This window comes from Citrobacter sp. Ca225, from assembly GCF_030337175.1.
Lineage (GTDB): Bacteria > Pseudomonadota > Gammaproteobacteria > Enterobacterales > Enterobacteriaceae > Citrobacter_A > Citrobacter_A amalonaticus.
Map to the genome: position 1 here is coordinate 43,815 of NZ_JAOWCD010000086.1, position 12,839 is coordinate 56,653.

A 12,839-nucleotide genomic window follows, 5' to 3' on the forward strand; every position below is an offset into this window, starting at 1 on the left:
ACTAAGGCGTGCTGATGACCACGGCGACACGGCGGTTTTCAGCGCGACCTTTCGCCGACTGGTTGCTGGCGATGGGGTATTTTTTCCCTAATCCCTGAGTGGTCAGATTGGTGCGCGGAATCTTCGCACCTTCTGACCACGCGTCCGCCACGACATTGGCGCGCTTGAGTGATAACGCCTCATTGTAGCTGTCCTCGCCATAGTTATCGGTATGCCCATCCATACGCGCATGATTCAGACCGACTGAAGCCAGACGAGCGGCCATCGACTGAATCTGCTGCTGGCTTTCCGCACGCAGTTTGTAGTCATTCTTATCAAACAGGATAGTGTCGGAAAGCCCCAGGGACCAGTCTCCCGCGGATTCAGTAAATCCGTACGATTGCATGGCTGCTATCTGCTCAGGGGTGAATTTGCCCTGTGGAGCCTGACAGCCTGCCAGCAGTAGTGTGGCAAGAATGAATGGGGATAAAAGACGCTTAAGCATGTGTGCATTCCTTTTTTATTTTATCGAGCGCACAGCGCGCTGATGTTTAGCCTGATACATATTACGATCGGCCAGTTCTTGTAATTTCTCGGCGGAAGCGTGCTCCCAGGTCAGCGCGTAACCCATACTCAGTGTCATACTGACTAAATGCCCGTTATGCAGGTCAAAAGGACGATTAAACTCTTGTGACAGCGCGGCGCTGATTCGCTGGACTTCATAGTCTGAATGGACGCCGTAAAGCACGACGGCAAACTCATCTCCGCCGAGGCGATAAGGAATATGGCGGTTGCCGCCAAATTCAGCCAGTCGTCTGGCGACTTCAATCAGCACGCGATCGCCTGCGGCATGTCCCCAGGTATCATTTATAAATTTGAAGTTATCGCCATCAAGAAACAGAAGCGCTGAGCTGCTACGGGCAGAATTGTCGTTCATCAGGGCGCTGATGCTGCTCCGGAACGCCGCCCGGTTTGCCAGCCCGGTCAGCGGATCGTGCAGCGCCGTTCGCAATAATTGTGCATTTTTGGCCTGCAAACGCAGCTGCCACTCTTCCATTTCATCCAGCAGGCTGTTGAAGTCCTGGGCAAAATTGTGGAACTCTTCAATCCGCTCTTCAGAGACGCGGCGGGAGAAGTTACGGTTGGTACGCACATCGTGCACCACCTCGGTGATATTTTGCAGCGCCTCAACCACACCACGGTGCAGGTGACGCGTCAGCAAAATGGCAATACCGGAGGCCAGCAGAATCGACCCGGTAAGTACCGCCAGAGAAAGCCAGATGAAGTGGCTGATTAAGCTGTCGCGTGCGGTAAGTCGAACTTCACCGATAATTTCACCACTGTGCCAGACGGGCTGGGCGACGGGGAAGGGAAAGAGCCAGTGACTAATAAAATCCCCTAGCTTATCGTCGTTCTCCAGCGCGTTGTAGCGCCAGGAGGCAATGACATTCTGATTATTGTCGCGAACCTCAGCGGCGGAAAATTGCCCCTGTTGGCCGAGCGCGGCCAGCGTTTCTGCGGCGGCGGCATCATCGGCGAATACCAGCGCAGCTTCCAGACTATGGGTCATTGTCGCCGCCGTGAGCTCGAGGTTCCTTTGCGCATACTGTTTTAACGTCAGCACCGAGGCCACACATAGCAGCAGCCAGATCAACGTCATGGTCACGATCACGCTGGTGATGTTGATGCGTCGCAACGCTCGCTTAAATGTGGGACGGGGGGTTAGGGAAAGATCCTTATCCATTTTTATTATTCCGTGCGAGCATCAATACATCCGGATTGACTCTTACGCCACTGCGTGACAAGGAATCCAGATTAACGGCGAATCTGACATCATTATTGTTAATAATCAGACAAAAGGTGCTGCCAATAATGCATTCGGCATTCTGTTCTGCAATTAATAACAACGCCTTAGACGGATATTTATTCGCTAATTCAACCTGAGCAGTGGGAGATTCGCTGCCGAAATAAACACCATCACAACGCGCAGTTAATGCTTCTTGTTCGGTGTAAATAATAACAGGTTGATAAGGCAGCGACGTATCACTGCTGTCTCCCAGGACGTTGACGAACCGGGAAGACGAGAAAATACACAGTCTGGGTGGCCCTGAGAGGGCAGGCCAGCGCGTATAGCTGACAATGCCAGAGACCATGGTGCGAACGTTCTTCGCCGCATCAGGGATGTCATTTGCAAAAACTGGCGATCCTGCCAGTAAGAGCACCAGCAGCATCAGGCATCGGTGAGAAGCGGACATAACGATTTCCTCACCAGCATCTTTTATCAGTCATCAAAATACATCCATGTTTTGTTTAAAGCAAAATAGCATTATTTTTGCGGAGCGTCATTATACCTTGTAGATTAACGTATACGCCTTAAGCTAAATCTGACTAAATATTAATTCAGACGTATTGAGCCAGCATTTTCATCGGCACCTTGTTGCCATGCTTCACGCAACTGGCTGGCATTTTCTACGGTATCGCAACTGGCAGGGAAGGTTTTCCCCGTTACGCCTCTGGCATAGACAAAATTTTGCTGACAGGTTTTACGCTGACCTTCTGCATAACCGTTGAGGTATTGCGAACGATCCACCTCCGGGTCGTTAAAGCTATCGGCCAGCGTTTCATTATCTTTAACCGCAACGCCGGAAATTGCATCTTCGATACCGGCGTCATACCAGTTGGTACTGGTCCATGTTGGCGCGTGGGTGTAAGGATCGATCTGGCAGCCACTAAGCAGAAAAATGACTGCGATACTGACTCTTCTCGTCATTGCTCGTTCTCCTGTTTTTCAAAGCATAGCGGACCGTACAATAACCGTGTGTAAATTATTATGTACGATGTGATGGGCTTTAAATCGAACAAATGTCGATTCTGTAACGTAATGTTTACGTATTTTGGATTGATATCTTTACTCGTTGTGTTATCGTTACGTCATCCTCACTGAGGAAAACTATCGCAAACGAGCTAAAACAGGATCGCCATCATGCAAAAAGACGCGCTTAACAACGTACATATTACCGACGAACAGGTTCTGATGACCCCGGAACAACTTAAAGCGGAATTCCCGCTGAGCCTGGCGCAAGAGGCGCAAATCGCCCAGTCCCGCAAAACCATTTCTAACATCATTGCCGGTCGCGATCCGCGTCTGTTAGTGGTGTGCGGTCCGTGCTCCATTCACGATCCTGAAACGGCCCTGGAATATGCTCGTCGATTTAAAGCCCTTGCCGCAGAGGTCAGCGATAGCCTCTATCTGGTGATGCGCGTCTATTTTGAAAAACCCCGTACTACCGTTGGCTGGAAAGGGTTAATTAACGATCCTCATATGGATGGCTCTTTTGACGTTGAAGCAGGTCTGAAAATTGCGCGTCAACTGCTGCTTGAACTGGTCAACATGGGACTGCCGCTGGCGACGGAAGCGCTGGATCCGAACAGCCCGCAGTACCTGGGCGATCTGTTTAGCTGGTCTGCGATTGGCGCGCGTACCACGGAATCGCAAACGCACCGTGAAATGGCATCGGGTCTGTCGATGCCGGTGGGCTTCAAAAACGGCACCGACGGCAGCCTGGCGACGGCGATCAATGCCATGCGCGCGGCGGCGCAATCGCACCGTTTTGTCGGTATTAACCAGGCAGGTCAGGTTGCGCTGTTGCAAACCCAGGGCAACCCGGACGGGCATGTGATCCTGCGCGGCGGCAAAGCGCCTAACTACAGCCCGGCAGATGTCGCCCAGTGCGAAAAAGAGATGGAACAGGCGGGACTGCGGCCGTCACTGATGGTAGATTGCAGTCATGGTAATTCCAATAAAGATTACCGTCGTCAGCCTGCCGTGGCGGAGTCGGTGGTTGCGCAAATTAAAGATGGCAACCGCTCAATCATCGGCCTGATGATTGAAAGTAATATTCACGAAGGCAACCAGTCCTCCGAGCAACCGCGCAGCGAAATGAAGTACGGCGTGTCCGTTACCGATGCCTGCATCAGTTGGGAAATGACGGACGCGTTACTGCGTGAAATTAACAAAGACTTGAACGGCCAGTTGGCGGCGCGCCAGGCTTAAGAGGTTCGTTATGGTTGCTGAATTGACCGCGTTACGCGATCAAATTGATGAAGTAGACAAGGCGCTGCTGGATTTGCTGGCGCGCCGTCTGGAACTGGTGGCAGAGGTCGGGGAAGTCAAAAGCCGCTTTGGCCTGCCGATTTATGTACCGGAACGCGAAGCCTCAATGCTGGCTTCGCGCCGAGCCGAAGCGGAAGCGCTCGGCGTACCGCCAGATCTGATTGAAGACGTACTGCGTCGAGTGATGCGTGAATCCTATTCCAGTGAGAACGATAAAGGGTTTAAGACGCTGTGTCCTTCGCTGCGCCCGGTGGTGATTGTCGGCGGTGGCGGTCAGATGGGACGGTTGTTCGAGAAAATGCTCACTCTGTCGGGTTATCAGGTGCGGATCCTCGAACAGCATGACTGGGATCGCGCGCAGGAGATCGTCGCGGATGCCGGCATGGTGATCGTGAGTGTCCCGATCCATCTGACGGAACAGGTGATCGCAACATTACCGCCGTTGCCCGCCGACTGTATCCTGGTCGATCTGGCGTCGGTGAAAAACGGTCCTTTACAGGCAATGCTGGCGACGCACGACGGGCCGGTACTCGGTCTGCACCCGATGTTTGGCCCGGACAGCGGCAGCCTGGCAAAGCAGGTGGTGGTCTGGTGCGATGGACGTCATCCGGAAGCTTATCAGTGGTTCCTGGAGCAGATTCAGGTCTGGGGCGCGCGGCTGCACCGTATTAGCGCCGTCGAGCACGATCAGAACATGGCGTTCATTCAGGCGCTTCGTCACTTTGCGACCTTTGCTTATGGTCTACATCTGGCAGAAGAAAACGTGCAGCTTGAACAGTTGCTGGCGCTCTCTTCTCCGATTTATCGCCTTGAACTGGCGATGGTGGGGCGGCTGTTTGCTCAGGACCCACAGCTTTACGCCGATATCATTATGGCGTCGGAGAGCAATCTGGCACTGATTAAGCGCTATTACAAACGTTTTGGCGAAGCGATCAGTTTGCTGGAGCAGGGAGATAAACAGGCGTTTATCGACAGCTTCCGCAAAGTGGAGCACTGGTTCGGTGACTACGCGAAGCGCTTCCAGAGCGAAAGTCGTACGCTGTTACGCCAGGCGAATGACAGTCGACAGTAATGGCAGGATTATGCCGGATAGCGCCGCTAAAGTGCCTTATCCAGCCTATGCAACATAAACAACAGGCCGGACAGGCATACGCCCTCCGGCCTTGTTGCACGTTAGCTCGGATCGACTGGCACCACGTTCTCACTGGGATAGCAACCCAACACCTTCATGGAGCGAGTAATCTCGCCCAACTCCTTGAGCGCCTTCTGCATCTGTGGGGATTCCAGATTGGCCTGGATGTCGAGATAAAACATCTCTTCCCACGGATTGCCGTGTATGGGGCGGGATTCCAGTTTGGTCATGATCAGATTGTGGTTACGCATCACCAGTAGCGCTTCCACCAGCGCGCCCGCCTGTTGTCCTGTCGCCATCAGCAGCGTTGTTTTGGCTGGCACCTGGTCAGAAACATTGATTGCTTTACGCGCCAGCACGATGAAACGCGTGATATTTTGCGTCTGATTCGCCTCGATACGTTCAAGAACCTGTAAGCCATGCAGCACGCCACCGGCTTCGCTTCCGAGCGCAGCAACGTGCGGAGAGTTCGCCTGAGCGACCTTTTCCATTGCGGCGGATGTGCTTTCGGTGTACTCAATTTTCCAGTGCGGATAACGACTGAGGAACTTGCTGCACTGCTGGAACGGCTGCGGGTGGCTGTACACCGTCTCAATGGTGTCGAGGTCCGTGGTACCGGAAACCAGCACGCAGTGATCGATAGCCACCGTCATCTCACCCACAATGGAGAGACTGGTGTGCTGGAGCAGATCGTAGACATCGTTAATCCCACCCGAGCTGGTGTTTTCAATCGGTACAACTGCGTAATCGGCCTGGCCGGTTTCAACCTGATTAAAGATATCGGCAAACTTTGTACAACCGCTCTCAATAAACTGCTCAAAGTGACGGGCAGCGTACTGACGTGCCGCAAGATGTGAGTAAGAGCCTTTTGGTCCCAGGAACGCCACGCGCGCAGAATGCGGGTTGATCTTATTCAGATGTTGCTGGAGCAGCGCCTGCTGGGTGAGAACGGAGTCTTCGATGATGAGTTGAAAAAGGCGGGTGATGTAGTGCGCATCCAGATGATGGGCTTTGCCAAGCGTAATCAATCTGTCCAGGAGATCGCGCTCGCGGTCGATATCCCGTACCGGGCGATGGGATTCGAGCTTGGCTTTGCCGACTTCAACTGCCAGCCCACGTCGCTCGGCCAGTAACGCCAGTAATTTTGCATCCAGCGCGCTGATTTTATCGCGCAGCGCCAGTAATGGGTTTTCCGATGTCATAGTGTTGCCTTTATTGTTATCAATAAAAAAGGCCCCCCGGTGTGGGAGGCCTTATTGTTCGTCTTCGCATTCTTTTTCACACGACGAAAGCCTCCCATTCAGGGGAAGGTAAAAAAGAATGCGAAGAAGAACGGAGTGTGTTTCATATCAGTTTCCTTAAGTGATGTCAGTAAAGTACCCGTACTGTTTTCACCCTGTCAACAAAAAACGCGCCCGAAGGCGCGTTGGCGATACACTCAATGTAAGGGACTACTCTTCTTCTGCTTCGACGAAGTTGGCGTCTTTTACTGAAGTTGTTGCACGACGGGCTTCGCCTTTGTGCTGCACTTTATTGAGCTGCCGTTCCAGCTTGTTGATCAAATCGTTAATAGCGGTATACATATCTTCGTGTTTTGCGCTGGCGACCAGATGTCCGTTCGGTGTATTGATGGTGGCATCAGCAATGAAACCCTGTGGCTCCTTGGACAGAATAATATGTGGATTAATGAGATGGGTTTGCCATTTTTCAAGTTTGGCGAGACGGTCTGCGACATGTTGGCGAATTGCCGGAGTAATTTCCATTTGTTTACTGGTAATGTTCATTGTCATAAATTTTACCTCTTGTCTTTCCCGTCTTGGTGATTCCAGCATACCGTTCCTAATGTCAAAATGTGTGATTTAAATCACATTATTTTGTCACTTTTTGTCAAGGGTACCTTTTTGTGAGTTATCGCAGGAAGAGGTGATTTTTAACTTGAGGAAAGCCAGAAAGCAGGCCATATTTGATGAGTTGCGTCACGCAAAAGTCATCAGCGCCACGACGCGAAACGGATAAAAAAACGGCAGCTCAGCGCTGCCGTTTTTGCATCTGAAAATCGATCAGGTGTTGCTGCTGTTAGCGGCGATAATCTTCGCCACTTTGTCAGCCTGCGCCGTCATCTGCATTTCGCGATAGGCATTTTCCATCAACGGCAGGGCATCACGCGTTGCCTGCGTATCCGGGAAATCGCGCAGCATACCTTCCACACGGTTAACCACGGCAACCCATGCACCGCGCTGAGTGTAATAATCCGCAACGGAGTACTCATATTTCGCCAGACGATCTTTCAGGAACACCAGACGTTTGGTGGCGTCGGTGGTGTACTGGCTGTTTGGATAACCGCGAACCAGTTTCGAAAAGTCATTGAACGCAGCTCGCGCATGCTGAGGGTCACGGTCGCTACGATCAACACCAAAGAACCCTTGTAATGCGCTGTCATCTAACGCCATATTGGTCAGGCCACGCATATACATGACATAATCAATGTTAGGATGAGTTGGATTCAGGCGGATAAAGCGATCGATGGCAGCCTGAGCAAGCGGCAGATCGGCGTTTTTGTAGTAGGCGTAGATGAGATCTAACTGCACCTGCTGAGAATAAGGACCAAATGGATAGCGGTTATCCAACGCTTCCAATTGCGTTATTGCCTGTTTCCAGTTACCGTCCTGCAGCTTTTGCTGAGCAGTCGCGTAGATTTCATTAGGCGGATTATCGGGCACCTCTTCCTTTGAACCAGAGCAACCCGCCAAAAACAGGCTCAACGTGGCTGCTGCCACCAGATATTTCATGCGCGTCATGACGTTTTGACTTTCCTCAAAATGTTTTACGGGAGATTCTCTGTTCCTGCTCCCGGTTAAGACCAGCTACAATAGCACACTATATTAAACGGCAAAGCCGTAAAACCCAACGTTAAACGAAGAAGCTGTATATGGCACAACGAGTACAACTCACCGCAACGGTATCCGAAAATCAACTCGGTCAACGCTTAGATCAAGCTTTGGCCGAAATGTTCCCTGATTATTCGCGATCGCGCATAAAAGATTGGATTCTTGATCGGCGCGTGCTGGTCAACGGTAAACTTTGCGACAAACCAAAAGAAAAAGTGTTAGGCGGAGAACGGGTCGCCATCGATGCTGAAATCGATGAAGAAATCCGCTTCGAGCCTCAGGATATCCCACTGGATATCGTTTATGAAGATGATGACATCATTGTTATCAACAAGCCACGCGATCTGGTTGTTCATCCTGGCGCGGGCAACCCGGACGGCACGGTTCTGAATGCATTACTGCATTATTATCCGCCAATTGCTGATGTTCCACGCGCAGGTATTGTCCATCGCCTGGATAAAGACACCACCGGGCTGATGGTGGTTGCGAAAACCGTTCCGGCGCAAACGCGGCTGGTGGAAGCGCTGCAACTGCGTGAGATTACCCGTGAATACGAAGCGGTAGCGATCGGTCATATGACGGCTGGCGGCACGGTGGAAGAACCTATCAGCCGTCACCCGACGAAGCGTACTCATATGGCGGTGCATCCGATGGGTAAACCAGCGGTCACGCACTATCGCATCATGGAACACTTCCGTGTGCACACGCGTCTGCGCTTGCGTCTGGAGACCGGACGTACGCACCAGATCCGCGTGCATATGGCGCATATTACCCATCCGCTGGTGGGCGATCAGGTATACGGTGGCCGTCCGCGTCCGCCGAAAGGCGCGTCGGAGGCATTTATCTCGACATTGCGTAAATTCGACCGTCAAGCGCTACATGCCACCATGCTGCGTCTGTATCACCCGATTTCCGGTATCGAAATGGAATGGCATGCGCCGATCCCACAGGATATGGTGGAACTGATTGACGCGATGCGTGCGGATTTCGAAGAGCATAAGGATGATGTGGCCTGGCTATGAGTGAGCTTATTGTCCCGCAGTGGCCTCTGCCGAACGGTGTGGCGGCCTGCAGTTCGACCCGTACCGGTGGTGTGAGTTTGCCGCCGTATGATGCCTTAAACCTGGGCGCCCACTGTGGCGATAACCCGGAGCATGTCGAAGAGAACCGCAGACGCCTGTTTGCTGCGGGCAATCTGCCTTCAAAACCGGTCTGGCTGGAACAGGTGCATGGAAAAGACGTCCTGAAGCTGACCGGCGAGCCTTACGCCTCTAAACGGGCGGATGCGTCATACAGTAATACGCCGGGTACCGTTTGTGCGGTAATGACGGCAGACTGTCTGCCCGTACTCTTTTGTAATCGGGCAGGAACGGAGGTGGCGGCAGCCCATGCGGGCTGGCGTGGATTATGTGAAGGCGTACTGGAAGAGACGGTGGCCTGCTTTGCTGATAAGCCTGAAAATATTCTTGCCTGGTTAGGCCCGGCGATTGGTCCTGCAGCGTTCGAAGTCGGACCTGAGGTGCACGAGGCGTTTATCGCCAAAGAGGCTAATGCGCATGAAGCCTTTGAGCCTCACGGCGAAAAATATCTGGCGAATATTTATCAGCTTGCCCGTCAGCGCCTGGCAAATGTCGGCGTTGAGCAAATTTATGGCGGCGACCGCTGTACTTTTAGTGAAAATGAGACTTTCTTCTCTTATCGTCGCGACAAGACCACGGGGCGTATGGCAAGTTTTATTTGGCTGATATAACCTAAAGAATCAAGACGATCCGGTACGTGTAATTTTCTTTTCACATAATTCAGGTCAATAACCTTGAATAATTGAGGGATGACCTCATTTAATCTCCAGTAGCAAATTTGACCTGTTATGGGAGGAGTTATGCGTCTGGATCGTCTTACTAACAAATTCCAGCTTGCTCTTGCCGATGCCCAGTCGCTCGCACTGGGGCACGACAACCAATTCATCGAACCTCTTCATTTAATGAGCGCCTTGCTGAATCAGGAAGGGGGATCGGTACGTCCTTTATTAACCTCTGCCGGTATTAATGCCGGACAGTTACGCACCGCCATCGATCAGGCGCTGAGTCGTTTACCGCAGGTGGAAGGCACTGGCGGCGACGTCCAGCCCTCTCAGGATCTGATGCGTGTTCTGAATCTTTGCGACAAGCTGGCGCAAAAGCGAGGGGACAACTTTATTTCGTCAGAACTGTTCGTTCTGGCGGCGCTTGAGTCGCGTGGCACACTGCCCGATTTACTGAAATCGGCTGGCGCAACGACCGCGAATATTACTCAGGCAATTGAACAAATGCGTGGAGGTGAAAGCGTGAACGACCAGGGGGCTGAAGACCAACGTCAGGCCTTGAAAAAATACACTGTCGATCTGACTGAGCGTGCCGAGCAGGGCAAACTTGACCCGGTTATCGGCCGTGATGAAGAGATCCGCCGGACCATTCAGGTTCTGCAGCGTCGTACAAAAAATAACCCGGTGTTAATCGGTGAGCCTGGCGTCGGTAAAACGGCGATTGTTGAAGGACTGGCACAGCGAATCATTAATGGTGAAGTCCCTGAAGGGTTAAAAGGCCGTCGCGTACTGGCGCTGGATATGGGCGCACTGGTGGCAGGGGCAAAATACCGTGGTGAATTTGAAGAACGCTTAAAAGGCGTACTCAATGATCTCGCCAAACAGGAAGGGAATGTCATCCTGTTTATCGACGAATTGCACACCATGGTGGGCGCAGGTAAAGCGGATGGCGCAATGGATGCCGGGAACATGCTGAAACCGGCGCTGGCGCGTGGGGAACTGCACTGCGTAGGGGCGACTACGCTCGACGAGTATCGGCAGTACATCGAAAAAGATGCAGCGCTGGAACGTCGTTTCCAGAAAGTGTTCGTGGCTGAGCCGTCAGTGGAAGATACCATTGCGATACTGCGTGGTCTGAAAGAACGTTATGAACTGCATCACCATGTGCAGATTACTGACCCGGCAATCGTCGCGGCCGCCACGCTGTCTCATCGTTACATTGCCGATCGCCAGTTGCCGGATAAAGCCATCGACCTGATCGATGAAGCGGCATCCAGCATCCGTATGCAGATTGACTCTAAGCCGGAAGAACTGGACAGACTCGACCGCCGTATTATCCAGCTCAAGCTGGAGCAGCAGGCGTTAATGAAAGAGTCTGATGAGGCGAGTAAAAAACGCCTCGATATGCTTAACGAAGAGCTGGATGACAAAGAGCGTCAGTACTCTGAATTAGAAGAAGAGTGGAAAGCGGAAAAAGCGTCGCTCTCCGGAACACAAACGATCAAAGCCGAGCTGGAACAGGCGAAGATTGCTATTGAACAGGCGCGTCGTGTTGGCGATCTGGCGCGGATGTCAGAACTGCAATACGGTAAAATTCCTGAGCTGGAAAAACAGCTGGAAGCCGCGACGCAGTCGGAAGGTAAAACCATGCGTCTGTTGCGTAATAAAGTGACGGATGCGGAAATTGCCGAAGTGCTAGCGCGCTGGACCGGTATTCCGGTCGCGAGAATGCTGGAAGGCGAGCGCGAAAAACTGTTGCGTATGGAGCAAGAGTTACATAGCCGTGTGATCGGTCAGAATGAAGCGGTCGAAGCCGTATCGAATGCGATTCGTCGTAGCCGTGCCGGTCTTGCCGATCCAAACCGCCCGATTGGCTCGTTCTTGTTCCTCGGCCCAACCGGGGTCGGTAAAACCGAGCTGTGTAAGGCGCTGGCAAACTTTATGTTTGACAGTGATGATGCGATGGTGCGGATCGACATGTCCGAGTTTATGGAGAAACACTCCGTATCACGTCTGGTGGGTGCGCCTCCGGGATATGTCGGTTATGAAGAGGGTGGCTACCTGACAGAAGCGGTTCGTCGTCGTCCTTATTCCGTTATTCTGCTTGATGAAGTTGAGAAAGCGCATCCTGATGTGTTCAACATTCTTCTGCAGGTACTGGATGATGGTCGTCTGACCGATGGACAGGGGAGAACGGTCGACTTCCGTAATACGGTGGTCATTATGACCTCTAACCTGGGTTCCGATTTGATTCAGGAACGCTTTGGCGATCTCGACTACAGCCATATGAAAGATCTGGTGTTAGGTGTGGTGAGTCACAACTTCCGCCCGGAATTCATCAACCGTATAGATGAGGTTGTGGTATTCCATCCGTTGGGTGAACAACACATCGCGTCTATTGCGCAGATCCAACTGCAGCGTCTGTACAAACGTCTGGAAGAGCGTGGCTATGAAATCCACATCTCTGATGAAGCGCTGAAACTGCTGAGCGCAAATGGTTATGATCCGGTGTATGGGGCGCGTCCGTTGAAACGTGCAATCCAGCAGCAGATCGAAAACCCGCTGGCGCAGCAAATCCTGTCTGGAGAGTTAATTCCAGGCAAAACGATTCGTCTTGAGGTAAACGACGATCGGATTGTCGCAGTACAGTAATTCTTGATGAAATAATTAATGGGCTCTTCGGAGCCCATTTTTGTTTAAAAAACAGGCTAAAATGATGGTTTATAGAGTGGTTTGCCTGGAAAGTGAGCAGTCGATAAGTTTTTTGTATTTTTGACTTGTCAGCCAGAAATAACTCCCTATAATGCGCCTCCACTGACACGGAACAACGGCACGCAAGCCGCCTGGTCAGCAGGGTTCTCCGGTGAAAACCAGTGATGAACACCGACAGAGAAAAGCGAAATAAATGCTTGACTCTGAAGCGGG

13 protein-coding genes and 1 other annotated feature are annotated in these 12,839 nt (G+C 52.1%); of the genes, 5 read left to right on the forward strand and 8 right to left on the reverse strand.

Going from position 1 to position 12,839, the window contains the following annotated elements; translation table 11 throughout:
• Position 1: 1 nt before the first annotated feature.
• From OGW13_RS15925 to OGW13_RS15940, 4 genes are all read right to left on the reverse strand, one after another.
• Positions 2-484 carry an OmpA family protein gene (locus OGW13_RS15925; RefSeq protein ID WP_042999692.1) on the reverse strand — a complete coding sequence of 161 codons (483 nt, stop codon included), beginning with the start codon at positions 482-484 and terminating at the stop codon, positions 2-4.
• 15 nt (positions 485-499) lie between these two features.
• Positions 500-1,723 (reverse strand): diguanylate cyclase DgcN/YfiN, encoded by a 1,224-nt coding sequence (gene dgcN, locus OGW13_RS15930; RefSeq protein ID WP_042999693.1) that lies wholly within the window; start codon positions 1,721-1,723, stop codon positions 500-502.
• Positions 1,716-2,234: a regulatory sequestration protein YfiR gene (gene yfiR, locus OGW13_RS15935; protein ID WP_044255216.1), complete on the reverse strand. Its 519-nt coding sequence runs from the start codon at positions 2,232-2,234 to the stop codon at positions 1,716-1,718. The genes dgcN and yfiR overlap by 8 nt, the downstream gene beginning before the upstream one ends.
• A 140-nt stretch (positions 2,235-2,374) precedes the next feature.
• Positions 2,375-2,749, reverse strand: a complete 375-nt coding sequence (locus OGW13_RS15940; RefSeq protein WP_042999695.1) for a DUF2799 domain-containing protein — start codon at positions 2,747-2,749, stop codon at positions 2,375-2,377.
• Between the two features lie 213 nt (positions 2,750-2,962).
• On the opposite strand from OGW13_RS15940, the gene aroF reads away from it, so the two are divergent.
• Positions 2,963-4,033, forward strand: coding sequence for a 3-deoxy-7-phosphoheptulonate synthase AroF (gene aroF, locus OGW13_RS15945; RefSeq protein ID WP_042999696.1), 1,071 nt, complete (start codon positions 2,963-2,965; stop codon positions 4,031-4,033).
• A 10-nt stretch (positions 4,034-4,043) separates the two neighbouring features.
• Positions 4,044-5,165, forward strand: coding sequence for a bifunctional chorismate mutase/prephenate dehydrogenase (tyrA, locus tag OGW13_RS15950; protein WP_109740568.1), 1,122 nt, complete (start codon positions 4,044-4,046; stop codon positions 5,163-5,165).
• Positions 5,166-5,266: 101 nt separating this feature from the next.
• On the opposite strand, the gene pheA is transcribed toward tyrA, so the two are convergent.
• From pheA to bamD, 4 genes are all read right to left on the reverse strand, one after another.
• Positions 5,267-6,427 carry a bifunctional chorismate mutase/prephenate dehydratase gene (pheA, locus tag OGW13_RS15955; protein WP_044255225.1) on the reverse strand — a complete coding sequence of 387 codons (1,161 nt, stop codon included), beginning with the start codon at positions 6,425-6,427 and terminating at the stop codon, positions 5,267-5,269.
• Between the two features lie 22 nt (positions 6,428-6,449).
• Positions 6,450-6,574, reverse strand: a sequence feature (Phe leader region).
• Positions 6,526-6,573, reverse strand: a complete 48-nt coding sequence (gene pheL, locus OGW13_RS15960; protein WP_001386991.1) for a pheA operon leader peptide PheL — start codon at positions 6,571-6,573, stop codon at positions 6,526-6,528. (Overlaps the previous feature by 48 nt.)
• Positions 6,575-6,676: 102 nt before the next feature.
• Entirely contained in the window at positions 6,677-7,015 is a 339-nt protein-coding gene (gene raiA, locus OGW13_RS15965; RefSeq protein WP_003031244.1) for a ribosome-associated translation inhibitor RaiA, read from the reverse strand.
• A 270-nt stretch (positions 7,016-7,285) separates the two neighbouring features.
• Entirely contained in the window at positions 7,286-8,023 is a 738-nt protein-coding gene (gene bamD / locus OGW13_RS15970; RefSeq protein ID WP_044255229.1) for an outer membrane protein assembly factor BamD, read from the reverse strand.
• Positions 8,024-8,154: 131 nt separating this feature from the next.
• Here bamD and rluD point away from each other — a divergent pair, with 131 nt between their 5' ends.
• The 3 genes from rluD (at position 8,155) to clpB (ending at position 12,566) form a co-directional block, all read left to right on the forward strand.
• Positions 8,155-9,135: a 23S rRNA pseudouridine(1911/1915/1917) synthase RluD gene (gene rluD, locus OGW13_RS15975; protein WP_042999700.1), complete on the forward strand. Its 981-nt coding sequence runs from the start codon at positions 8,155-8,157 to the stop codon at positions 9,133-9,135.
• Positions 9,132-9,863 carry a purine nucleoside phosphorylase YfiH gene (gene yfiH / locus OGW13_RS15980; RefSeq protein WP_044328069.1) on the forward strand — a complete coding sequence of 244 codons (732 nt, stop codon included), beginning with the start codon at positions 9,132-9,134 and terminating at the stop codon, positions 9,861-9,863. The genes rluD and yfiH overlap by 4 nt, the downstream gene beginning before the upstream one ends.
• Before the next feature lie 129 nt (positions 9,864-9,992).
• On the forward strand, positions 9,993-12,566 hold the full coding sequence (gene clpB, locus OGW13_RS15985; RefSeq protein ID WP_044255236.1) for an ATP-dependent chaperone ClpB: 2,574 nt from the start codon (positions 9,993-9,995) through the stop codon (positions 12,564-12,566).
• The last annotated feature ends 273 nt before the right edge of the window (positions 12,567-12,839 follow it).

What these genes read in the sequence shown, in the direction of transcription:
- dgcN (WP_042999693.1), bottom strand. Translation starts at nt 1,723, where the DNA reads ATGGATAAGGATCTTTCCCTAACCCCCCGTCCCACATTTAAGCGAGCG.
- clpB (WP_044255236.1), top strand. Translation starts at nt 9,993, where the DNA reads ATGCGTCTGGATCGTCTTACTAACAAATTCCAGCTTGCTCTTGCCGAT.
- yfiR (WP_044255216.1), bottom strand. Translation starts at nt 2,234, where the DNA reads ATGTCCGCTTCTCACCGATGCCTGATGCTGCTGGTGCTCTTACTGGCA.
- rluD (WP_042999700.1), top strand. Translation starts at nt 8,155, where the DNA reads ATGGCACAACGAGTACAACTCACCGCAACGGTATCCGAAAATCAACTC.
- aroF (WP_042999696.1), top strand. Translation starts at nt 2,963, where the DNA reads ATGCAAAAAGACGCGCTTAACAACGTACATATTACCGACGAACAGGTT.
- pheA (WP_044255225.1), bottom strand. Translation starts at nt 6,427, where the DNA reads ATGACATCGGAAAACCCATTACTGGCGCTGCGCGATAAAATCAGCGCG.
- OGW13_RS15940 (WP_042999695.1), bottom strand. Translation starts at nt 2,749, where the DNA reads ATGACGAGAAGAGTCAGTATCGCAGTCATTTTTCTGCTTAGTGGCTGC.
- yfiH (WP_044328069.1), top strand. Translation starts at nt 9,132, where the DNA reads ATGAGTGAGCTTATTGTCCCGCAGTGGCCTCTGCCGAACGGTGTGGCG.
- bamD (WP_044255229.1), bottom strand. Translation starts at nt 8,023, where the DNA reads ATGACGCGCATGAAATATCTGGTGGCAGCAGCCACGTTGAGCCTGTTT.
- OGW13_RS15925 (WP_042999692.1), bottom strand. Translation starts at nt 484, where the DNA reads ATGCTTAAGCGTCTTTTATCCCCATTCATTCTTGCCACACTACTGCTG.
- tyrA (WP_109740568.1), top strand. Translation starts at nt 4,044, where the DNA reads ATGGTTGCTGAATTGACCGCGTTACGCGATCAAATTGATGAAGTAGAC.
- raiA (WP_003031244.1), bottom strand. Translation starts at nt 7,015, where the DNA reads ATGACAATGAACATTACCAGTAAACAAATGGAAATTACTCCGGCAATT.